Annotated in this window: 20 protein-coding genes; 5 read left to right on the forward strand and 15 right to left on the reverse strand. The window is 37.0% G+C overall.

Going from position 1 to position 24,533, the window contains the following annotated elements:
- Positions 1-181: 181 nt before the first annotated feature.
- The 3 genes from bglX to ESZ36_RS13365 all read left to right on the forward strand — a co-directional run bounded on the left by bglX (position 182) and on the right by ESZ36_RS13365 (position 4,740).
- The gene (bglX, locus tag ESZ36_RS13355) at positions 182-2,404 is read left to right on the forward strand and encodes a beta-glucosidase BglX (RefSeq protein ID WP_146788809.1); all 2,223 of its coding nucleotides are present in this window, start codon (positions 182-184) and stop codon (positions 2,402-2,404) included.
- A gap of 75 nt (positions 2,405-2,479) precedes the next feature.
- Positions 2,480-4,228, forward strand: coding sequence for a glycoside hydrolase family 3 protein (locus ESZ36_RS13360; protein WP_238383554.1), 1,749 nt, complete (start codon positions 2,480-2,482; stop codon positions 4,226-4,228).
- 209 nt (positions 4,229-4,437) lie between these two features.
- On the forward strand, positions 4,438-4,740 hold the full coding sequence (locus tag ESZ36_RS13365; RefSeq protein ID WP_146788813.1) for a hypothetical protein: 303 nt from the start codon (positions 4,438-4,440) through the stop codon (positions 4,738-4,740).
- Between the two features lie 302 nt (positions 4,741-5,042).
- On the opposite strand, the gene ESZ36_RS13370 is transcribed toward ESZ36_RS13365, so the two are convergent.
- The 14 genes from ESZ36_RS13370 to ESZ36_RS22930 form a co-directional block, all read right to left on the reverse strand.
- Positions 5,043-5,369 carry a YbaB/EbfC family nucleoid-associated protein gene (locus tag ESZ36_RS13370; RefSeq protein ID WP_011044496.1) on the reverse strand — a complete coding sequence of 109 codons (327 nt, stop codon included), beginning with the start codon at positions 5,367-5,369 and terminating at the stop codon, positions 5,043-5,045.
- Between the two features lie 153 nt (positions 5,370-5,522).
- Positions 5,523-7,670 carry a DNA polymerase III subunit gamma/tau gene (gene dnaX, locus ESZ36_RS13375; protein ID WP_146788815.1) on the reverse strand — a complete coding sequence of 716 codons (2,148 nt, stop codon included), beginning with the start codon at positions 7,668-7,670 and terminating at the stop codon, positions 5,523-5,525.
- Between the two features lie 29 nt (positions 7,671-7,699).
- Positions 7,700-8,245, reverse strand: coding sequence for an adenine phosphoribosyltransferase (apt, locus tag ESZ36_RS13380; protein WP_146788817.1), 546 nt, complete (start codon positions 8,243-8,245; stop codon positions 7,700-7,702).
- 116 nt (positions 8,246-8,361) lie between these two features.
- Positions 8,362-8,757 carry a response regulator gene (locus ESZ36_RS13385; RefSeq protein ID WP_146788819.1) on the reverse strand — a complete coding sequence of 132 codons (396 nt, stop codon included), beginning with the start codon at positions 8,755-8,757 and terminating at the stop codon, positions 8,362-8,364.
- 154 nt (positions 8,758-8,911) lie between these two features.
- Positions 8,912-9,592 (reverse strand): YehS family protein, encoded by a 681-nt coding sequence (locus tag ESZ36_RS13390; protein ID WP_146788820.1) that lies wholly within the window; start codon positions 9,590-9,592, stop codon positions 8,912-8,914.
- A gap of 270 nt (positions 9,593-9,862) precedes the next feature.
- Entirely contained in the window at positions 9,863-10,288 is a 426-nt protein-coding gene (locus ESZ36_RS13395) for an HvfA family oxazolone/thioamide-modified RiPP metallophore (protein WP_146788822.1), read from the reverse strand.
- A 193-nt stretch (positions 10,289-10,481) separates the two neighbouring features.
- On the reverse strand, positions 10,482-11,777 hold the full coding sequence (locus tag ESZ36_RS13400) for a tetratricopeptide repeat protein (protein WP_146788824.1): 1,296 nt from the start codon (positions 11,775-11,777) through the stop codon (positions 10,482-10,484).
- Between the two features lie 5 nt (positions 11,778-11,782).
- A complete protein-coding gene (locus ESZ36_RS13405) occupies positions 11,783-12,394 on the reverse strand; it encodes an energy transducer TonB (protein ID WP_146788826.1) in 612 nt (203 codons plus the stop codon).
- A gap of 3 nt (positions 12,395-12,397) precedes the next feature.
- Positions 12,398-12,799 (reverse strand): ExbD/TolR family protein, encoded by a 402-nt coding sequence (locus tag ESZ36_RS13410; RefSeq protein ID WP_011044506.1) that lies wholly within the window; start codon positions 12,797-12,799, stop codon positions 12,398-12,400.
- A 12-nt stretch (positions 12,800-12,811) separates the two neighbouring features.
- The gene (locus ESZ36_RS13415; RefSeq protein WP_146788828.1) at positions 12,812-13,336 is read right to left on the reverse strand and encodes a MotA/TolQ/ExbB proton channel family protein; all 525 of its coding nucleotides are present in this window, start codon (positions 13,334-13,336) and stop codon (positions 12,812-12,814) included.
- Positions 13,336-14,685 (reverse strand): MotA/TolQ/ExbB proton channel family protein, encoded by a 1,350-nt coding sequence (locus ESZ36_RS13420; protein WP_146788830.1) that lies wholly within the window; start codon positions 14,683-14,685, stop codon positions 13,336-13,338. The genes ESZ36_RS13415 and ESZ36_RS13420 overlap by 1 nt, the downstream gene beginning before the upstream one ends.
- On the reverse strand, positions 14,685-15,464 hold the full coding sequence (locus ESZ36_RS13425) for a DUF3450 domain-containing protein (protein WP_146788832.1): 780 nt from the start codon (positions 15,462-15,464) through the stop codon (positions 14,685-14,687). The genes ESZ36_RS13420 and ESZ36_RS13425 overlap by 1 nt, the downstream gene beginning before the upstream one ends.
- Positions 15,465-16,011: 547 nt before the next feature.
- A complete protein-coding gene (locus tag ESZ36_RS22925) occupies positions 16,012-17,517 on the reverse strand; it encodes a TonB-dependent receptor (RefSeq protein ID WP_246129101.1) in 1,506 nt (501 codons plus the stop codon).
- A 63-nt stretch (positions 17,518-17,580) separates the two neighbouring features.
- Positions 17,581-18,663: a TonB-dependent receptor plug domain-containing protein gene (locus tag ESZ36_RS22930; RefSeq protein WP_246129102.1), complete on the reverse strand. Its 1,083-nt coding sequence runs from the start codon at positions 18,661-18,663 to the stop codon at positions 17,581-17,583.
- Positions 18,664-19,326: 663 nt separating this feature from the next.
- On the opposite strand from ESZ36_RS22930, the gene priC reads away from it, so the two are divergent.
- Positions 19,327-20,010, forward strand: coding sequence for a primosomal replication protein PriC (gene priC / locus ESZ36_RS13435; RefSeq protein ID WP_146788834.1), 684 nt, complete (start codon positions 19,327-19,329; stop codon positions 20,008-20,010).
- A 106-nt stretch (positions 20,011-20,116) separates the two neighbouring features.
- Positions 20,117-20,386, forward strand: coding sequence for a late competence development ComFB family protein (locus ESZ36_RS13440; protein ID WP_146788836.1), 270 nt, complete (start codon positions 20,117-20,119; stop codon positions 20,384-20,386).
- Positions 20,387-20,869: 483 nt separating this feature from the next.
- Here ESZ36_RS13440 and ESZ36_RS13445 read toward each other — a convergent pair whose 3' ends face one another.
- Positions 20,870-23,773 (reverse strand): TonB-dependent receptor domain-containing protein, encoded by a 2,904-nt coding sequence (locus ESZ36_RS13445; protein WP_146788838.1) that lies wholly within the window; start codon positions 23,771-23,773, stop codon positions 20,870-20,872.
- Positions 23,774-24,533 lie beyond the last annotated feature (760 nt).

A 24,533-nucleotide genomic window follows, 5' to 3' on the forward strand; every position in this document is an offset into this window, starting at 1 on the left:
TCCCTAAAAAATCTTTTTAAAGTCCAGATAATCTACTGATAAGTCCACCTTGTCGTATTTAACTTGTATCCTGAATTATTAGTAATAATGTAGGTATATAGCTTCTCCTAACATACTTACATACGGAATAATATTTTCATCCGTAACAACGCAATCCAACAAATAAATTTAAGGGAAGTAAATGCTATCAAAATCGTGTCAACAAGTTCATGAGTTAAATTTTTCGGATGTAGAATCTGAAGTACTTACACTGCTATCGAGAATGACTATCGAAGAGAAAATTGGCCAAATGAGTCAACTTTCTGGAGATGGATGTATTGTGTCAAAAAACATGCGCAAGGCGGTCATAGCTGGACATGTAGGTTCTATTCTTAATGAAGTGGACCTTGACACAATTAACGAGTTACAACGGATTGCTATACAAGAATCACCACTAGGCATACCATTATTAATTGGTCGAGATGTGATTCATGGCTTTAACACCATTTTTCCCATACCACTTGCTCAAGCCGCAACATGGTCGCCAAAAATTGTTGAACGGTGCGCTAAGATTGCTGCAATAGAGTCTTCAAATAGTGGTATAAACTGGACCTTTGCACCCATGATCGATATTGCTCGAGATCCTCGTTGGGGGAGAATTGCTGAAAGTCTAGGAGAAGACCCATATTTATGTAAGACCCTTGCAAACTCAATGGTAAAAGGGTTTCAGGGTGACAGTTTATCAGACACAAATTCAATTGCTGCTTGTGCTAAACATTTTGCAGGCTACGGAGCAAGTGAAGGTGGAAAAGATTACAACACAACTAATATTCCAGAAAACGAGCTACGCAACGTTTATCTCCCCCCATTTAAAGCGATAGCCGAATCCGGAGTTGCCACATTTATGGCATCTTTCAGCGATTTAAATGGTGTACCAGTCACAGGAAACAACTGGCTTTTAACTACTGTACTCCGCGACGAATGGAACTATTCTGGCCCTGTAGTCAGTGATTGGGAAGCCGTTCCACAGTTAGTCATACATGGATTTGCCTTCGATGATTATGACGCTGCAGGTAAAGCATGTACTGCGGGGATCGACATGGAAATGGCCAGTGATTGTTACTTGAAACACATGAAGCATTTAATGAATAATAACGTTATCTCCCTAGATAAAATTGACAGTGTTGTAAAACGAATACTCACACTGAAATTTAACTTAGGGCTTTTTGAATCTGCCATTACATCCCCAAATCAACCATCAAATAGTTTAAATACAGACCATCTAAGCATTGCTAAAGAAGCAGTAATAAAAAGTTGTGTCTTGTTAAAAAATGATAATCAAATATTACCCATAGCTAAATCGGCAATTAATACCCTTGCGGTAATAGGGCCTCTTGCAGATGATGGTTATGAACAAATGGGCACGTGGGCTTTTGATGGTAAAGAAAACCAAAGCCATACGTGTTTGAATGCATTAAAAGAAGTAGCCAAAAACGCATTTAATATAAACTATGCTGTAGGGATGGAAACCACGCGTTGCAACCATCACGACGGTTTCGCTGAAGCGATTGATACAGCAATAAATGCAGATATAGCGTTGATGTTTTTAGGTGAAGAAGCTATTTTATCGGGAGAAGCTCATTGTCGGTCGAGCATCGATTTACCCGGTGCTCAGGAACAACTGATTAATGTAATCCACGCAACGGGGACACCTATTATTTTGGTGATAATGGCTGGAAGGCCCATTACTTTGGAAAAAATCATTTCAAAAGTAGATGCCATTTTGTTTGCATGGCACCCAGGAACAATGGCAGGTCCTGCTATCACTGATTTATTGTTTGGGGTAGAAAGTCCGTCAGGAAAATTACCGGTTACCTTTCCTCGAACGGTTGGTCAAATTCCACTTTATTATGCACAAAAAAATTCTGGCAGACCCCCCATTGATGAAAAATTTATTAATATAGATAATATTAAAATGAGAGCGCCACAAACTTCCTTTGGTATGACTGCAACCTATTTAGATACTCATTTCTCTCCATTATTTCCTTTTGGCTTTGGCCTATCCTATAGTCAATTTTGTTATACAAAGATCAAATTAAATAATAAAGTGATTCCTATGGGGGGCGCTGTTGAAGTAAGTGCAACGATTAACAATGTTGGTAATTATAATGCAGAAGAGGTAGTTCAACTCTATATTAGAGATATTGTTGGTAATGTAACTCGCCCTATAAAAGAGCTTAAGGGTTTTCAACGAATCACTTTAGGAAAAGGTGAAAGCATGGTAGTCACATTTAAACTACACACTGATGAACTTGCGTTTTATAACCAACAAATGGAATATAAACCCGAAGCCGGACTATTCCATGTTTGGATCGGCGGGGATTCAAGCACGACGCTAAAAACAGAATTTGAAGTGACAGATTGAGAAATTACTGGATATAAAAATAATATGCACTCATTACTTAATAACTTAGTGATAAAAACTAAAGTGGATGAACTAATGTCAAATATGACATTAGCACAAAAAATTGGACAAATGACACAAGCTGAACGGCAAAGCTGTACGCCCGCAGAAGCAAAAAAGTTTCATTTAGGTTCAGTTATGTGTGGTGCGGGCTCTACCCCTGGGGAAAACAAACTTAAAGATTGGTTAACAATGGCTGACAGCTATTGGCAAAGCTCATCAGTAAAAGATGCATGTCATCATGGCATACCCTTACTTTTCGGGGTAGATGCTATTCATGGTCATAATAACCTTTGTCAAGCCACTATTTTTCCTCATAATATCGGCTTAGGCGCTGCTAACGATCCCGCACTGATTAAAGAAATAGCCATCATTACCCGTAAAGAAGTATTGGCCAGTGGCCTTGACTGGACCTTTGCACCAAATCTTGCGGTTGCAAAAAACCAGCATTGGGGTCGGTTTTACGAAAGTTTTTCACAATCACCCGATATAACTAATAAATATGTCAATAACATTATTACGGGACTGCAAAATCAACTACACACCGAAGGTATTCTCGCTTGTGCAAAACATTGGGTTGGCGACGGAGCAACGTCTTACGGTATTGATCAAGGTGATGCCAAAATTTCGTGGCAAGTGTTAAATAAAACTCATATAAGTCCATACATCACAGCGATTAACTCGGGAGTGATGACGGTCATGGCATCGTTCAATAGCTGGAATGGTGACAAATGCCATGGCCATAAGTTTCTACTTACTGATATTTTAAAAAAACAGCTTAAGTTCTCTGGTTTTGTCGTCTCCGACATGAACGGCATTGACTATCTTTCAGACGATTTCTACTTATCAATTGCACAAGGCGTAAATTCGGGCATTGATATGTTTTTGGTTTCAGAAAACTGGAAACAATTTATTCGATACTTAAGTAACCACGTAGAATTAGGGACAGTATCAATTTCAAGAGTTAATGACGCTGTACGTAGAATTCTTACAGTAAAAGTCGCAATGGGCTTACTTGAAGCCCCTAAACCAAGTAAACGAAAATGGGCAAATGATAATAGCTTTGGCTCTATGGAGCACAGAGAAGTTGCACGTAAAGCAGTTAGAAAATCACTCGTTTTACTTAAAAACCATCAAAACACACTACCTTTAGATAAAGCGGCACGTATTTTAGTAACAGGAAAAAATGCTAATAACATTGGTCATCAATGTGGTGGATTTACAATAGCTTGGCAAGGTGTTTCAGGAAATGATGAGTTTGAGCAAGCAACATCGATATGGCACGGTATTAAAAAAATTGCACCTAATGCGTTTTTAAGAGAACAAGTTGAACATGTAAATGCAAATGATCACGATGTTGCTATTGTAGTCATTGGTGAAACCCCCTACGCTGAAGGATTTGGTGATATTAGAAATGACGATAATCTTATTATAGAAGCAGGATCACAAATAAATGGTCAAATTAATGTTTCAGAGCCTTATGGAAGCACGATAGAATTACAAAGCTTACACTCGGAAGATTATGCAACAATTAAAGAACTTACTGATAAAGGATTACCTGTCGTTGTCATTTTAATATCGGGTAGAACACTAATTATTAATTCAGAACTTGAAGAGTCAGCAGCATTTGTTGTCGCGTGGTTACCTGGTACTGAAGGACAAGGAATTAGTGATGTTATATTTGGAGATGTTAATTTTCAAGGTAAACTATCCTTTGATTGGCCTAAAAACACCGTAACAAGCTCTTTGCCACTATTCCCTCAAGGTTTTGGATTACATTATTAAAATCAAGTAAAAGATCGTTGTCAGAGACAACTTAATGCCAACCTCTAAAGCACTAATTTTATTTTTACTCTATTTAAGTTAGCGCTATTGCCAAAAAAAGTACAAAAGCACCAATAAAATAAGCCAATAATCCCGATATTGTAAATCAATATTGTGGAGTATGTCACAAAGTACCACCAACCTGCTTAATGCCTAAGGAAAACTGGACATTGGCAGTAAGAGCTATGGCAGATCTTTTTGCTAAACGAATGGGGAGAGAGCTTATCTCTAAAGAGATAGGTAACATTATTTCTTATAATTACGTAAGAAATAGCTCTGCTATGCCTATTTCACCTTATTATCCCAGTGTACTCTCAAGTAGAATATTTCAAAAAATAAATGTACCAAAGAAATCAGCATTTCTTTTTATTCTTAATGCAAAATTTATTCATATCAACTTGAAATCCAGCAAAGAGCTACTGTTCAGTGATGCTGAACAATATGAAATTATTATTTTGAGCCAAGTTCAATGAAAATGGCAGGAAACAATTTTGGCACAGTAAATGGGGTATAAAGACAGAGGATTAATAAAAAAATATACGGGGGGAATCGATTGACGATGACGAACCAGATTATATTAATCACATAACTAATAAACTCGGCCAACTAAAATAATTAGATTGTTACTACAGATTTTCCATCAAAAAAACTCAAGAACCTCTCGAGCTTTTTTATTGGGTTAGAAAGAGCTTTTGAAATGAACTTAATATTGTCCCCTCTTCCACTTTTTAGCTTTAAATAACTATTAAACCACTGTTATATAATGGATTTATATTTAAAACGGCATTTTCATCCCTGGTGGTAATTGCATACCGCCAGTAAGTGCGCCCATTTTATCTTTATTTTGCTCTTCAACACGACGTACAGCATCATTTACAGCAGCCGCTAGTAAATCTTCAATCATGTCTTTATCATCTTCCATTAAGCTGTCATCAAGCTCAACTTTACGAACACTATGACTACCCGTCATTGTTACTTTCACCATACCTGCGCCTGCTTCACCAACAACTTCCATTTGCGCTAGTTCTTCTTGCGCTTTAGCCATTTTAGCCTGCATTTGTTGGGCTTGCTTCATTAAGTTACCCATTCCGCCTTTCATCATTTATTCTCCAATATTTCTAAGTAGACTGTTTATAAATTATATTTAAATGCTCAATGTAAGTATTTTACCTGAAACACTGTAAGTTTTGAAATGAATTTATTCTAAAAGAATAATGGCAGTTCCAAAAGAAACGTTCAAAGTTATCATTCAACATTAGCGAGGTGAAATACTCTCTTCATTCAAAATTGCTTGAAAAGTATCTTGCAAGGCAATTACTACGGTATCTTCTTTTAATAAAGTTGTAGCGTACTCAAGACGTTTGTCGTTTATTTGCGATTGAATTTGGTATGGGTCGGCAACCGTTTCTTCCACAATATCGAGTGTAACCGTGATTTCTCTCGTTAAAAATTCACAAATAGCGCTCTGTAAATGTTGATGAGCGATTTCAGTACTTAAATGTCTAGTTGCCTGATCTAACTTAAGAATCAAATTATCATCAGTAGAATTTTCACTGATCGTTGCATGTATTGCTAATTGACGAATACGCCCAGTAAGCTGCATTGAATCAATCATATGCGCCCATTTATCAACTTGGTTCGCTTTTGTTACTTTTGCGGGATCGATACTATCTTGGTGAAACGGTAAATCAGGTTCAGGCGCAATTACCAAGCTTTCAGTTGATGGTACTTGTGGTTTAACTGTCGCGTTAGCACTGTCCTTACTTCTATCTTTACTATTGTCTGCCCTGTTAGGTTGACGCAGAGCTGCGTCACTGGACTTTTTTGTTTGCTTCTCCAACTCTTTTTTTCGGCTACGTAGCATATTTCGAGTCGCGAGTACTGAGCCTACCGGACTATTGATACTAAGCTGCCCTTCTTGCTCGTTGGGTACAATCGGCGGTGTATACTGCTGTTCTTTATTACTTTCCACCACTGGCGCTTGCTTTGATATTTTAACTTCTTGAGGAGTTATTTGCTGCGCTGGGGCTTGGTTTAATGATTTACTCTCACTTTGTTTAAGTTCATTAGCTTGTTGCTCAATGGCAAGTATTTGCTCATTTAACTCAGCTTGTTGAGTATTCTCCGTAGCAGCAGCGGAGTCACTAATATCCACTTCAGCTAAGCTCTCAACAACGGCCTCTGTAACAGCTGCTTTAGCTATGCCAGCATTATTTGAAAGGGTTCCAGTGGTTTTTGACAAGTTATCATCATCGAAGCTAATCGCTGTTGTCTGCTCACCATTTTTTATAATAGATTCATTGGCAAGCTGTGACTTTTGCATTGGTTTAAAAGCAAATAGTCGCAATAGCGTCATATCAAAAGCAGCTTGTTCATCAAAAGCGTACGGTAAGTCTTTACGGCCATTAAGGCTTATCTGGTAATAAAGTTGAACGTCTTCAGCAGACATAGCTTGACTAAATTTTTTCAATAAAGCCAATAGGTCTGCTGGTAAATCAAAAGGTTGCTCAACTATTTGCATTAAAGCAATTTGATGAAATAGTTGAATTAATTCGGCAAATAAACGGCTATAACTTGGCGCATAAGAGGCTATCTCTTGAGATAAAGCCATCAACGCTTGGCTATCTTGTTTTAGTAAGGTAATTACCAGCTGATAAACCCAGTTTTGATCTATACCACCGAGCATCTGTTGAATATTAGTTAAGCTAATATTCCCTTGCCCTTGAGCAATAGCCTGGTCGGTTAAACTTAATGAATCTCGCATACTGCCGCGAGCGGCTTTAGCTAATAATGTCAGACAACCTTGCTCGTGGCTTACTTGTTCTTGAGATAATATTTCAGCAAGCTTATCTTCAATTTGTTTGACGGTTAACGCCTTTAAATGAAATTGTAGGCAACGTGACAATACCGTAATAGGTAATTTTTGGGGATCTGTAGTCGCTAAAATAAATTTAACATGCTCAGGTGGCTCTTCTAACGTTTTTAGTAACGCATTAAAGCTATGACGAGATAACATATGTACCTCATCAATCAGGTAAACCTTAAATCTACCTCTACTGGGTGCATATTGGACGTTATCTAGAATTTCACGCGTATCATCAACTTTCGTTTTAGAAGCTGCATCTATTTCCAAAAGATCAACGAAACGCCCTTGGTCAATATCAATACAGGCATCACATTTTCCACAGGGTTTATCTGTTATTCCAAGCTCGCAATTTAGGCTCTTAGCAAAAATCCGTGCAATCGTAGTTTTACCAACACCTCGCGTACCTGTAAAAAGGTAAGCATGATGTAAACGCTTTTGAGATAAAGCATTTGCAAGCACATTGACGACATGTTCTTGCCCCATCAATTGCTGGAAGTTTTTTGGACGCCATTTTCTTGCTAGGACTTGATAACTCATATTAAATTACTTTTAGATTCTTGGATAAACTATTCGCCTTGATATTGTATCAAAGAATAAGGAGTAATATTAATCTCTGCAAGACATTTTTCTCCACCTAGATCAGGTAAGGAGATAACGAAACCAGCTTCTTGCACTTGTGCACCTAAACGGCGAATCAATTTAGTAGTCGCCTCAATGGTGCCACCTGTTGCCAATAAATCATCAATAATTAAAACATTATCTTCAGGGGTTAATGCATCTTGATGAATTTCTAAAATATCTTCTCCATACTCTAACTGATAAGCTTGCGAGTAGGTAGGACGAGGTAGTTTACCCGGCTTTCTTACTGGAATAAAACCGATATTCAAGGCTAGCGCTAAAGGTGCACCAAAAAGGAAACCACGCGCTTCGGTGCCAACGACTTTAGTAAAGCCTTTACCTTTATATTTATTTTCTAAAAGTTCTATTACCAGTTTAAAAGCTTCTGCATCTTCTAATAAACTAGTCACATCGCGAAACATGATGCCTTTAACAGGGTAGTCTGGAATAGTATGGATCGCATTGATAAGTTGTTGTTGCTGTGTTTTATTCATAATAACGAGTTAAAACCATTGAATACGGTTTCTAAAAGTAAGTTAATAGATAGATATGCTGAGCATAAAACAATTCCCCCACTTTTTATAGCGATAAAACGGTTAGTTAAGCAAAATTATAAATTAGCTTGCAGTGTATCGCTCTCAAAGTGAACAGCTGATAATTCAGATAAAATAGTAAGGAAGTGTTCTTCATTAATTGGCTTATCAATTATTTTATCAAAAAGGCTAAACTCAACTAAGCCCTTAAGTGTGTGAGAACCTTGTGTGGTCATAAAAAGCACAGGGACTGACGAAGTTAACTGGTTAGCCCTGAGGTTTTTAGTAAGCTGTAAACCATTCATCAACGGCATTAAATGATCAATGACAAAGAGTTGATAGTTTCCTTGTTGTGCTTTTCCTAATGCGTCTAGACCATTAATGGCTAAATCGACATTGTGTCCTTGTGAGATGATAAACGCTGCAAGCTTTTCTTGAACAGTTTTATTATCATCAACAACTAATATATTCATATACAATTTTTAAATTTTCAAAGCTAATTTGGCGCGAATGTTACCCTATAATTATTTGAGTATATAGGGCTAACGTAGATATATTACGTAACAAAATGATCGTAATGTAACGTCAAATTAGCACAAACGTATTGTTTAGATGCCAACATGATAGTTACTTTGACAGCTTAAGCTTTTGACGTTTAGAACCAGCAGTGCTATTTGGGTTAACATAAACATTGCTTGCATTAGGTCTTGCACCTTCAACCCAAGGCGATGCCGGTGCTGCTTTATTAGCTTTCTTCTTAACGAAATCCTTTTTATTATTACTAGGTTTTGAATTACCTGCAGCAACTTTAGGATCCGATGTAGTAGGGCTAACTATTTTACCTGTTCTTTCAACATGATAAGTTTTATCTATAGCATGTAAAAGGTTTCGTAAAACTTGATCTTTACACTCACGATAATGCTGATGGTCAACTTTACGTGAAAATGCACTCAATTCTGGCTTACTGATTCTAAAATCGACACTTTCTAATAATGCAATTATTTGTTCAGCTTGTAGGTTTAGTGCAATTTTGAGTTTAGTCAAAATGATATTATTTGATAAACGCTTTTCAGGTGTTGCCATAGGACCCGGTTTTTTACCACGCTTTTCATTGATAAAGCCATTTAAAAATACAGCTAATTTTGTATCAAATAAGGCGACAAAATCACTATCATTATCTTTTTTCAGCCACTGACTGACTTGCTCACGACTTACTTCTTCACCTGCTGAGGCAAAGATCGCTACCATTTGTTTATCATTAAAGTTAAAGGTATAACGCAACTTGCGTAAAACATCATTATTATTCACGGTAATATCCAATACATAAGCACAATTACGCCATTATACACGCTAAGGTAATGGCTAACCTATATGTTATTAAAATACTTATCTAGGGCACTCTCATTCACCCTCTCATATTCTTGAAATTATCAATAAGCGTCGGTAGGATTTACTTTTAAGCCGCGCACATCAACCTATTATTTAGAACGACCTGAGTAAAATCTAGATAATCATGGGCAATAAAAAACGGGCAACTGCCCGTTTATTTTTTAATATTGCTCATTCATGAGAGGTTAATTAACCACCACATTTTTTACTTTTTTCTTTTGACTTACCTTCGCCACATTTGCCTTCACCACATTTACCTTTTTTGGCGTCTTTCATTTTACCTTCGCCACATTTACCTTCACCACATTTAGCTTTCTTGGCGTCTTTCATTTTGCCTTCGCCACATTTACCTTCGCCGCATTTAGCTTTTTTGGCGTCTTTCATTTTACCTTCACCACATTTTCCTTCGCCACATTTAGCTTTTTTGGCATCTTTCATTTTGCCTTCGCCACATTTACCTTCGCCACATTTTCCATCTTTATGGTCAGTAACGATAGTGACTAACTCACCTGAAGCAAATGGGTTTGACTCTGCTTTAGCAATATTACTAGTGAAAAGGCCGAAGGCAAGTAAACTCATTACCATTGCAATTGTTGATTTCTTAACTATATTCATAATTTATTTCCTTTTATCTGTGCTTATTTTGAAGTGATCTCATTATTATTGAGATTTAGTTATATGACTTTTAACATAGACCTGCAAGTGTTAATAAAAATTTCACCTGTATTGTATTTTATACAATAAAAAGCCAGCTATCCCTTTTAAAGATAACTGGCTTTTTTATAACATTTATTTTAGTTAGTAATAACTAAATAGTGACGTTTTTGCGTTTTGCTGTATCAACAATAAAGCTTTTCCAACCCTTTGCAGACTTACGTGCACTAGGATCTTTCATGGCTTTTAGAATTGCCGCATATGCTTTCTTATTCTTCTCTAAATAGAAATATGATTCTGCAATACTCATTTGAATACGACCTTGGTTAGAAACACCAAGTTCAATAGCCTTATTCAAAGCAACAATTGCCTTAGAAAATTGCTCATCTTGTTTTAACAACATACCTTGTTTGCGATAATGCTTCGCATTGCTAGTCATTTTGGCTAATTCACCATAATAACCTGCCGCTTTATCGATATGTTGTGCAGAATGCCAAGCGTTAGCTAACGTAGAGATATTTTTATCATCACGTTTAACTAAACCAGAAGCGATGTATTTTTCTAACAACTGGGCAGCCTTATAAGGCGCTTCAGTTTGAGAGTATAAACTCGCTAATGTTTTAATTTGACTTTCTTTATCCAAGTGACCAAGTTTATATGCTAAATCAAGAGTTTGAACTGCTTTATCATAATCCTCAATCAGCAAGTAAAACATTGGTAATTGTGTCCACCACTGCTTATTTTTTGGAAAAACTTGTATTACTGTTTCTAGAACCGTTACAGCTTCTTTATACATTTTACGTTCATAGTAAGAAGTAATTTTTAAGATGTATGGGTTCTGATTTGGTTTATCACCAAAAGCAGCAATAGCTTTATCCGCAGGCTCAATAACCTTATCTAATTGCTTTAATGAGTAGTATGCATTTGCAATTTTCACATAGGTTGGACCATCGTTCTTACCAGAGAATTCCATCCAAGCATAAAAACTTTTTAGCGCGCCTTTATAGTCTTTGGTTTGCATCTGCATATCACCCAATAACTTTAAAGAGTCGCTATGATCAACTTCATTAAGAAGATCAGGTTCTATGGCTTTCTTTAGATATTCAATAGTTTTTTGATCATTGTTACCCAACGTTGCATACATAATAGCAACCATACGAGAGACATAAGCTTTGTCATATGGTTTTGAAGCTTCAATATCCAACAAAATAACTAGAGCACCTTTGATATCATCAGCACTATAAGCTTCAAAAGCTTTTTGTACTTTTTTACCAACACGTGGGCCAACTAATTGCGTAGGACGTTTCTTCTTCTTCTCAACCTTCTCAGCACCAGCAGCTTCTGCATAATTTGCAAAAGGTGCTTGCGCAACAAGTAGTGAGGCAACCACAACAAGAGAAGTCGATAATTTTTTAAGTTTTAAATTTTTAAACACTAATTTATTAAACATAACTATTAACCTCCCATTTTGAAGTCAAGTTGAACCGTTAAACCTGGTTGTCTCAGAGGTTTACCTTCAACAACTTTCGGCTTGTACTTCCACTTTCTAAGTGCACGTTTGGCTTCTTTATCAAACACACGCTTAGGTTGAGCTTCAAGTACTTTAACATCTTCAACACCACCAATTTTGTTGATAGTAAAAGAAAGAATAACATAACCTTCTTTACCATCTCGAGCAGCTTGAATCGGATACTTAGGTTCGATACGAACTATCGGTGTAGCATCGCCATCTCGTCCCATACCAGCTCCAGGAGCTGACAAACCAGTTGAAGCACCTGCCATTTGAACACCCGGCATGTTGAAGTTTAAACCACCAGTATCATTGCTGGCTTCAGGTTCCGGTGTTTGTTGCTTCGGTGGAGCTTTTGGCGGCGGAGGCGGTGGCGGCGGTACACGTCGACGTTGTTCTGCTGCAGACTTTGGCGGAGTAGTATTTACCTCTACAATAATATTTTCTTGTTGCTCTTCCTTGTTTCTATCACCGCTAGAAACAAGAAAGGCCATAAAAGCAAATAAGCCAAAGGTAACTACAACGCCTAGTAGTATTGATACTAAAAAGCGAACCATATCTTACCCCTTCGCAGCCGCGATAGAAATTCGATCTATACCAGCCTCTTTAATTGCATCCATTACTTTAACAACAACACCATGTTTGGCATCTTTGTCAGCTTGAATGATTACAACATCGGTAGGTTGTTCAGCAAGTAATTTTTCAATTCTTGCACCAACACGCTCAATATCAACTCGACCTTTATCTAACCAAATTTCACCATTATCTTTGATTGCAACAAAGATATTGGCATTTTTTTGCTTAGTTTGATTAGCCGCTTTAGGTTTATTTACTTCAATACCAGCTTCTTTTACAAAAGAAGTGGTTACGATGAAGAAGATCAGCATGATGAACACGATGTCAAGCATCGGTGTCATATCAATTACTGCTTCTTCGTCTTCACGAATACGTTTACGTGCCATGAATATATCTCTCTAGTGGTGAGGTAAACTGTCAACCAGTTTAGCCTTTGCTAGTTTAACTTTAGCGTCTAATCTTGAACTAAAGAACACACCTGATAATGCAGCTACCATACCGGCCATAGTCGGAATAGTTGCTTGCGATATACCAGCGGCCATTAGACGCGGATTACCAGTACCTTGTTCAGCCATAACTTCAAATACGCCAATCATACCCGTTACTGTTCCCAGTAAGCCGATAAGAGGACACATTGCCACTAAGGTTCTAATGGTTATCATACGCTGTTCAAGTAACTCGTCTGCTTCGGAGATCCAAGTCTCTCTAATTCGATGTGCATACCAAGAAGTTGTATCTTGGCGTGCATCCCAACGAGCGATGATATCATCTCTCATAGTTGGGTAGACTGATGCTAAGAACCAATAGCGTTCTATCATCAATATCCACATCAATAAGAGTGCGAAGGCAACAACATAAAGTACGTTACCACCCGTCGCAATAAAACCCCTGACAGATTCCCAAAGCTCTATCAGGAATAACATTATTTAGACCCCTTCTCTGCAATAGCAGCGATTAAACCAGCGCTCTGCTCGTCTAATTTTTGTAACACTGACTTACTCTTACCAGCAACAACTGAGTGGATTAAGATAAGTGGAAGTGCACAAATTAGACCTAATGCTGTAGTTACAAGCGCAAGAGAGATGTTACCAGCCATAATTTTCGGGTCACCAGTACCAAACAAGGTTATCGTTTGGAAAGTCATGATCATACCAATAACAGTACCTAACAGACCCATTAGAGGAGCAATAGCGGCAAACATTTTGATTAAGTTTATACCACGGTCAACTTTAGGCGTTTCACGAAGAATGGCTTCATCAAGTTTAAGCTCTAACGTTTCAGCATCTACTGATTGGTTATCATAGAAAACTTTAAGTAAACGACCAAGAGGGTTATTTTCATTTGGCTTATCAAGATTTTTCTCTTGAGATTTAATTCTTGAGCTCATGCCACCTAAAACGATTAAACGTTCAAGTGCAATGATACAACCAAAAATTAATAATACCGTGATGGCATAACCAACTTCTTTACCTTCATGGAAGAACTCTTCTAACGTTTTCTTACGTGTTTCTAAAGATAAGATTCCGCCGCGAGAAGGATCCACATAAACAGCTGCATAACCAGAAGTTACACCAGAGAAGTTAGATGCTGTTTCAGTTATGTAACCTGCAGGTTGCTTAGGTAATGGTTGAACTTGAGAAACTTCATCATTATAAGTTAAGTAACCGTTAGCCGATACTAAGTTAAACGTACCTATACGAGTGATAGTTTCAGTAGATTTAGTACCATCTAGATTAGTAACATCAACACTAAACTGTGAGATTTTACCTGATTCAGTCATTTCGGTTTGTAAAGAAAACCATAACTCTTCTAGATCAGCGATGCTTGGGATTTCTTTAGCGTTAGCAATGCGGTTAAGCGCTTCACCACGGTTAGGAAATTCAGCACTTACAATTGAAGTACTAATTTGACCAAATGCATTTGCTGCTGCAGCACGTGAAACACCAAACATTTCACCTAAAGTACCAGTCGCATTATCTAATTCAACTTCTTTTTGCGCTAACGTAATTTCATTAGCCGCATATTCTTTAGTTAAACGTTTGTTACGAACATTTTGATTTGATAATTCTTTTTTCGCTTTATTTAATAAAGCAGTTTTATCAGCTCGTTCAGATAAAAATTCAGCTTCACGTTTTTTATCAAGTTTAGCTTCTGATACGCGATCAGCTTTAACTTGTTTTAGTAAATCATCTAATTCATTTGCTTGAGTTGTTGCTACGAAACCAGTCGTCAATGACGCTGCTAGCAATACAAAATTAATAACTTTTTTCATTATTTCGCTCCTGCTGCAAATACTGGTAATTTAGTTAAATCCATTGGAAGTTGTTTACGTGCCATACGGATAGCATCGGTAACAGGCTTTAAATATTCATCGCCTAATTCTTCCCATGCACGTGTATTATTGTTCCATAACCAAGAATGCTTCGCATCTAGTGATTGTGCTACAAATGCAATACGGCCCATATGAACGAAATCAGCAGTAAGTGTGCGACCGCCTAGATCTATTTCGCCTTGATAAGCATCAAAGATAGTTCCGTAACCCGCTTCAATTTCATAAGCTTCAAGTACTAAACGGAATTGCTCAGACGTTGTAACATTTGAATCGTCCATTACTGCACGAAGATTAGCAACGCGAGCATTACGACGATCAATGTTCATTGGAACATCTAACTTAATGAATGTTTCAAGCGTATCAATCATCTTGTACATTAATGGTACAACACCTTGTTTAAACTCGTCGATGCTATCAATTTGTCTTTGCAATGAAACAACATTAGCTTTTTGATCATCAACCATACGTTGAACATGGTCGTTATAACCACGTAATACGTCAGCTTCATCAACAGTATTACGGTACTCAGCAAGAAGGTCTTGCGTTTGTTCGTAAATGCTATTTATTTTAGCTTGTGACTTTGTTGATTGCTTGAAGATTTTCGCTTCAGCTTTTTGAAGGTCTGTTAATGCGTCAGCAGCAGCTATATTGCTGCCCGCTAGTGCCAGTGCGCCAACCATCGCTGTTGCGATGAGGCTTTTCTTACTTACTTTGGACATAGTTCCCAACCATTGCTATTTTTAATTTTGATAACCCGAATTAAACAAATTTTGTAAATCCGTTGATTACCTCAAATATAAAAGTCTGTCGTTTTTATATGTAAATTTTTATGAATACAACAAATCAATAATCCCAAATGACAGCAGTGCTGTCAAGGTGAGACTTTAAAAGACGATATTATGTATTTTTTATTAAACTATCTTTAGAAGTAAACCGATAACTTAGCGTTATTGAATGACTGCAAGAAATAGACTAATAAAAAAATATATCTTAATTACTAACAAAATTACTTAAATATAGATGAGTCGAAATCATAATTTAAGGGACAAAAATTTTGTAGAAGTATGTTTTACTAACATCTTCGTAGTAAGTCAAATTTATTTGCGTTAAACGCTCGATAAACGAGCAAAACATTCGTTATTACGAACTTATTATTATAAAGATATGTTTACAAAAACCGAATAAATCGCAAAAAAAAAGCCCTACTATTTAGTAGGGCTTAGTAATATTTTCACAATTTATTGGTTAAATCATACTAACTAGCGATTAAAATCTAGCAGTAGCTTTAACATATAAATATTGACCCGCTAAATCATAAGAATAGTTTACAGTATTCGAATCATCGTAGTTAGAAATGTAAGGAGGTTTAACATCGAACAAGTTACGTGCACCAGCAGAGATGGTGTAAGTATCATTGATGTAATAAGTACCTTGGATATCAGTATAAACTACAGAATCAGCTACTGAATCTAACGTAGTATCTGTCGCACTAATGTCCTCACCTTCAGATTGGTAACGGAAAGTCACGTTAGCTGAATAGTCGTCTGTTGCGAAGTTAAAACCTAAGTTAGTTCTCCATTCAGCGAAAACTGCTGGGTTACCTTCCCATTGGTCAGCTGCAACCATGCCTGCGGCTTCAATAGTATCACTACCTGCAGTAAGCGTGTAGTCATAGGCCATTAAGTATGTACCATTTAAGGTAGTAGTAAATGTACCACCACCAAGATCCATATTGTAGCTAAAGTCAAAATCAACACCTGAAGTTTCAAACGTTGAAAGGTTAGCGTTAGTTACCAATACACCTGAAAGTACTTCACTTACATTACGACGAGGTGATGTTGGGTGAGGAGGAGTATCTAAAGGACCGTATTTACTACCTTTAATTAACGCACATAATGGGCTTGAGAAAGCAACGCTGTTGTAACATTCATTAGCAATGTTATCTACACCAGCAGTACCGATACCTTGCTCAATTTTGATATCAAAGTAATCAAAAGCAACAGAGAAGTTTTCGATACCTGAGTATACAATACCTACAGTAATACTTTCTGACTCTTCAGCTTCTAAATCTGGATTACCACCTACGATAGCGTTTGATTGCGTATCAGAAGTAAAGTCTGCTGGTAGGCCATCTGCTGCACAGTTAGCTTTAAGTGTTGCATTTGTGCTTGAACCGTAACTCCAACAAGGATCAGTATAACTTAGGGCTGATTGCTCTTGAGGGTCAAATAATTCAGTAATGCTTGGAGCTCTAAAGCCCTCTGCAAATGTTGCACGAGTTAATAAACCATCTACAGGTTCCCACTCAAAACCAAACTTAGTGTTAGTTGCTGTATCTTCTAAGTTACTATAATCAGATGCTCTTACCGCTGCAGTAAACGTTAAACGTTCAGCAAAAGGTACACCTGATAATATTGGGAAGTTAAATTCTGCGTATACTTCTTCAACAGAATAATCACCTTCCGTTCTTTCACCAGCTTGGCCATATACTTGACCTAATGCTTCAGCACCATCTGGTTCATTTAAGTAATACTCGGTACGACGTTCATAACCAGCAGCCCACTGAATAGCACCACCTGGTAATTCAAGGTCACCAAGATCACCAGATAAGTTAGCCATAAACTGTGTTGTTGTACCTTTACGTACAGGAGAGAACGTTACTGAAGCAAAATCACTTTGCTCTTGTGTCATTGTGTTTTTAGCAAACGGGTTCCAATAACCAACTGCTGCACAACCATCATCAGCTGCACATGCCGTTGGATCTAACAACATTTCAGTATTTGGACGGTTTAACTCACCGGTGTTAACACGTGTATCAACAAAGCGAGAGTAGTTTTATGAAACATCCCAACCCCAACCGTTGTCAAATTCACCTTCTAAACCACCAACTACGCGGTAATCATTTGTATCTTGTTCAAAACCACGACCACCACCTTCAGTGATACGACGGTTAATTGAAACATCTACACCATAAATATTATCAGGATGATCAGCTCCTACTGGAGCACTCCAGAATGTTGCTGCAGGTGCCATTTTTTGACTTGATTGACGGTTTGAATAACCACCTTCAGCAAATGCTGTGATTGAGTCAGATATTTCATAAGTAGACGCAGCATTTACAGAGAATATTTTAACCGGAGTAACTAAGTAACTAGTTGCAGCATAGTTATAACCATGATCAGCTGTGCTAAACGGTACAGCTTTACCATCAAGTGTTACATAACGACCAGCTTCAAGTCCCATAGGATTTACTTCAGGAACGTTTACACGACCAAAATAAGAATGTGATGAACCACCACAGTATGTTTCAGTACCTACGCCATCATCCCAAAGTGGACATTCTGAGTATTTTCTATCTGCTTGAGTAACTTCTTCACGGTCAGTGTAATCTACTGAGAATACAACATTACCTTTATCATTAGAGGCACCAGTTACGATTGAAAACTTAGCTGTATCGCCGTCGCCTTCACCTGTTACATCATATTGTGCTGTAACTTCAACGCGCTCGATAAACGAGGTAGGGATAGAGTTCAAATCGCCAGAGTTAAAGCGACGACCATTGATTAGAATCAATGTACGGCCTGAACCTAAACCACGAAGTGATGCTGTAGCAAAACCAGCACTAGCGTTGTTTACGTTAGAACCTAATTGTGCGCCGTTAATTGCAGGGATCTGCTTGATGAAACCTTCTAATGAAGTAACACCTGAAGCTGCGATATCTGCTGCAGAAAAAATACTTACTGGGCTAGCTGCTTCCATATCAGTACGTTTGATACGAGAACCAGTTACTTCAATTTTCTCAACTTCTTCTAAGCCTTCATCAGCCGCAAAAGTTGGTGCTGAAATTGCTGCTGCAGCGCCTGCTCCGAACATCATCGCTACGCGGATTGCTTTAGCTACTTTACTATTGTTATACATGTTTACTCCCTGGATCACATAAGTGATTGGTTGTTTATTTGTTTGTTTTTTATTTTGTAAAGACTCAAGGCTATGCTGCCTAGTTAATCTTTTATCAAGTTGTATACCTGATCTGTCGGCTAAGATAGTAAACGGGAATTACAGTAATCGTCAACACCAATTGCAACCTAATAGTAATATTTTTAACATATGGACACATTCTGACATACATTTTGACAAACATTTACTGCAATTAATTTCATAAAAAAACAACAGCAACACATTGAATTAAAACAATTTAAGTGATTTATTTGTATTTTAGTAAAATGATAATATTTATTTTAATAAAAAATGTAAAAAATACACCTTATAAATATTTACAAATTCATAACAAACATAAAAAGCCATTAATTACAAATACTTAATTAAGTATCAAGAACCCCTCCAATGATTCAGCAAAATAAAAGTGCACATATAACCAATTTAATTTACTGTTAATAAACAGTAATATAAGGCGAAATAAAAATCATGATGTACATTTATAATTACAAAGTCATAGTTTTTCTAATGTGACAAATTTCATTTATTGTTACATTGGGTTATTGATGTGTACGTTTAATACTGTTTTTTCTTTACTCAGAACTACGCTATAATCGCTGTTAACATAACTTTATTGCTCTACATATGCCCCAAAATAGACATGAAATTGCTATTAGTCGTTTATCAACATTGCTAGAACATATATCTGCTCAAGCAAAACAAACGGATCAATTAAACAGCAAACAAAAGTCTCATCGATTGATCGAAAATAACAACCTTTTCTCCCAGCATTTATTTACTACTGAAAGTGATAAAATTTTTATATACGTTGAAGAAGTCAAAAAACGATTGAATGAATTTTCTCGGTTATATGCGTTAAGTGGAGACAGTGTTAACAAAGCTGAGTTTGCAAAATCTTCCTTACAACGAATAGAACAACAGATTTCAGCATTAATGAATGCCATTCAATCTAACCAAACTATGCACCAAGCTGCACAAGCAAGCTTTGACGCTAAAAAAAATGTTCGAGTAAAAGCAGCTAAGGCTGCTCAATTAAAGCAAAGCGATGCATATAATAAAATGGCTAAATCAGTTTTACTCTCAAGCCATCAGCTATATCAACAGTTAAGTGAACATCATGAGTTCGAAAGAAGATTAAGGGATATGATCACCGAGCGCGAGCAACAACGCATTCGTTCTAAAAGCGCAAATACTGATAAACTATCACAGGAAGTACTTGCTCTACACCAACGTTTAGGGCGGTGTCGTAAAGCCATCTCCTCAATTGAGCGAAATATAGAGCAAGCAGAGAAAAGTAAACTCAGATAGCAATAAAATCATCACCTTATGTACTCGCAATTTGTTTTAACTAAGGTTACTCTTTGTATTAGTTCGATAGAGTATTACTTGCTCAATTATTTTAAAAAGAGGTTCTATGAAAATTTCAGATGATATTCATAACTATTATGAAAAACTAGTTATGCAACATTTTGTCTCGGCAAAGTTTGATGAAAAGTATGATGTCGATTTTATTGCTGATTTAACTTGTGTGGTTCTAAATCAATTACCAACTCGTTACATTCGACATGAAGTCGACATGGCATTTTATTTGCCTCCTTCTGAACGTTTCGAGATGGAAAATAAAGTAAAAAAAGCGATTGCTAAAGCTCTTGAGTTTATGGATGTAAATAGAGTTAATACCTAAAAGGTTGAAGTTTAGTGGCACCTCAATCAGCCACACTTCAACAAATATGAATACACTGAAAATTCGATATAGTGACCTATCCAACAGTTTAAGATTATTGGTGAGCTGTAGCTGTTAATCGATCAATAACTAAGCCCTAGTATTGTTCCATAATCTTGACTCACCTTTTGTATGGCATACTTTTTCAATTTGACTTAATGTCATCTATTATTTTCTAGATATAGTTATCCCCTCAAACATTACATAACATAATGAATATTCAATACTTTGTTTATTAAAATACAAAAGTAGCAGTAAAGTAGTCCTTCGAATTCAAAACATTTAGATATTGTACCCACTTATTTTTAAACATAAAAAAATCCCTAACCTTACGAAGGTTAGGGATTATTATTTAGTTAGAAGTACGGCCCATAGTTCAGACACGAACTTCACTTTAACAATAAATTCAGGCTTTAAACTAGCTAAATAAATTGAAAAGTACTGTTAAAAATTAACAGTTACTCCAGCATATGCACGACGACCAACTAGGTCATACATTGGATTATTAGTCCAGCCTTTCGGTAATTTATCAAAAATATTACGAAGACCTGCATTCACTTTTACATTTTCACTAACAATGTAGTTAAATGATAAATCATGGGTGGTAACTGAAGGGATATAACCTTGTTCTAAATCTTCAGGTGAACCACCGCCAGGTGATACATCATAAGTTACTACACGGTCAATATAACGAGATTGCCAAGTAACTGATAAATCATCTAAGCTATAAGTTGCTGACATACGTGCTTGCCACTCAGGATCACCTGTTTCACCAAGTTCAACATCAATTTCATCAGGGCGATCTTTAAATTCAAATTGCTCTAACTCAAGCAGTTTATTCACGAATAAACTTAAATGTAGTTCACCTGGGGCACCCAAGCTATCAAGTGCAAAGTTATATCGCATCTCTAAATCAATACCAGAAGTATTATAGGCAGATGCATTTAAGAAACCAGAACGAACTAAGTCAATATCATGCGTTGTTGGGTCACGATCAACAGCACCACAATAAACAGCATCAGGACCGCCAGTTGCATCCACACAGTTATCAGCAATATCTTGTGAGGCTACTTCGATAATTGCATCTTCAATTTCAATATCGTAGAAATCTAATGTAACTGTGAAGCCTTCTAAGTAGCTTGGCGTCCATACAGTACCAACAGTCAGTGAAGTTGACTCTTCAGGTGTTAACTCATCATTACCACCTGAGAAAGTATTGATACTTACATTATCATTTGCCTGGAATCCTACAGGAATACCTAGTGCAGCACAGTTACTTACACGATCTGGATCGTCAAGAATATTATCAGCATCACAAGGATCGCTCACACGTGCAAATCCTGGTGATTGTGGGCTAAAGGCTTCAGAAATGTTTGGCGCACGTACCGCTGCACCGTAAGTACCACGGAAACGTAAATCTTCAATAGGAGCATATACCATACCCACTTTCCACGCATCAACAGAGCCAGCATGAGAATAATCAGAATAACGGTATGCAGCATCAAGTGTTAATTCTTCAGCTAAAAACTGTCCGGCTATAAGTGGTAAGCTAACTTCAACGAACATTTCAGTTACGTCATACTCACCAAACTCATCTGGTGTTGCAGAGTTAGTGGTTGCACCACTTTTAGTTAATTCATCAGTAATCGTTGATGATGATTCAGTACGGTACTCAAAACCAGCGGCTATGACAACAGCACCACCAGGTAGCTCGAAGAACGCACCGGTATCACCAGCTAAACTACCACCAATCACTTCTTGTTTAATAACATCTTGACGCGTTACATCGGCAGACACCCAATCTAATGCTTCAGGAGAAGATTGAGCAAAACCAAATGGATTATAAGCAACACAACTACCAGCATCAACCGTAGCAGGATCAGTGTAATCAGCACCTTGCGCACTTTCTAACTGACTACGACAAACGGCCTGTCCTGTTGCAGGATCAATAACTGAATCAATGCCCGCAACTAGGTTACCCGGAATTAAGTCATTTTCGCCTACGCGGTCATTGGTAGTTTCACCGTAAATGTAGAATAACTCATAATCTAAATCAGTATCACCTAACGAGAAGAAACCATCTATACCACCAACAAAACGGAACAATTCACGGGTGTTTTTAGCTGAACGGTTACCGAGCTCACCAAAGAACTTAGCCATTGAAGCTTCACCAGTTCCACCAAGCTCAGCTCTTACGTCATCACTTAAGAAAGCGTTATCAGCAACATTAATATCAATACTACCGAATCGGAAACTAGGTTGGAATTGTTGCTGTATATCAGCTCTCGTATATTTAAAGTCACCGGAGAAGTTGATATTTTCAGTGATTTCATAATTTATAGTAGAACCAACTGAAGTACGTTGTACGCCAGGGATATAGTTCTCGTACTGCTCACCGAAGAAACCACGATCACCACAACTTGCTTCGAGTTCACCAAAAGCAAAACTATTATCTAAACTACGTGTACAAGCATCTTGTCTATTGCCACTTTTATCAAAAGTAAAACGATCGCCGCTAAATGGGTTCATTACACCGAAATCATTGATCATTTCAGAACCAACATTAGGTCGACGGAACTTATCAAAAACGCCGTCTTCTTCGCCTTCATTATCAGGGTTAATTACAGTTCCCCAGCTATCCCATTGGCGAACAGCTGCAGACATCACTTCAGTGGTATCTTCAATACCAGCGAAGAAGGTTATATTACCTCTACCATCAGCTATATCGGTACCGCCTAACACACTGAAAGTATAGTTTTCATTGCCAACACTTTCAGTTGAGTTACCACCTGTCAAATTAAACTCTAAACCATCAAAGTCTTTTTTCAAGATAACGTTAACAACACCTGAAACAGCATCAGAGCCGTATATTGCAGAAGCACCACCGGTAATGACTTCAACACGTTCAATTAACGCTGCTGGAATTGTTGATAAATCAACCTGAGCAGAACCAGGAGAGCCGGCAACATGACGTTTACCATTAATTAATACTAAAGTACGTTTAGTGCCTAAACGGCGTAAATCAACAGAACTTAGGCCTGCCGAACCGTTACTATTATTGTTACCAATAATAGTACTTGTTGCGCCTAGTGCTGGTAATTCAGCTAACATGCTACCAAGATCTGGGTTACCAAAACGCACTAATTCTGCTGCATCAATAGTGAGTGTCGGAGATGGTGTTGATAATTCGGCTCTTTTAATTCGAGAACCAGTAACAGAAATACGCTCTACTTTTTCAAGCTCATCAGCTTCAGCTGCAAAAACTGGCGCTGAAATTGTTGCTGCTGCACTTGCAGTCACTATCATAGCTAGTCGTATTGCTTTAGCTACTTTACTATTGTTATACATGTTTACTCCCTGGATCACATAAGTGATTGGTTGTTTATTTATTTGTTTGTTTTTATTACGAAAAGATTCAAGGCTATATTGCCTCGTTTATCTCTTATCAAGTTGTAAGACCTGACCTGCCGATTAAGATAGTAAACGGGGATTAGCAGAATCGTCAACACTATTTGTAACAAAATAGTAATAACTTTAACATTTAGATACAATAATACTCATATCAGAAACAACTCAACAAAAACAACAACTCAACATTAATACCAACAATTACAACTACTTACAACCAAGCAATGCATTAAAAACAATGTATAAATTACACTTCAAAAATAACTGTAAAAAAAACATTAACAAATTTACAATTAAGTAACAAACACCAACAATAAAAATAATAAGCAATAAAAACATAAACTTAAAGATTAAACAGAGTATTAGTTAGTGCTACAGCACTAATTTACAAATAAATTAAAATAGAAATATTTACAACAAAAACAACACCTTAAATGGATAAAATAATTACCCGTACATTTTTAATTACAAAATGATTATTTTCAAACATTACGAATTCTATATATTCTTATATATACCCAATTCTAAATGTGAATGACTATTAGCCGTTTAACTACCCTGATTGATCATTTCTCTGAACAAATAAAGCTGCTTGTTAAATTAAACAATAAATAGAGATCTAATCGCCTGATTCAAAATAGCAATTTTTCTTTTAGGCATTTATTTACTACTGAAAAAGAAGTTAGATTAATAGGCGAGC

Origin of the sequence: Colwellia demingiae (assembly GCF_007954275.1) — a bacterium.
Taxonomy (GTDB): Bacteria; Pseudomonadota; Gammaproteobacteria; order Enterobacterales; family Alteromonadaceae; genus Colwellia; species Colwellia demingiae.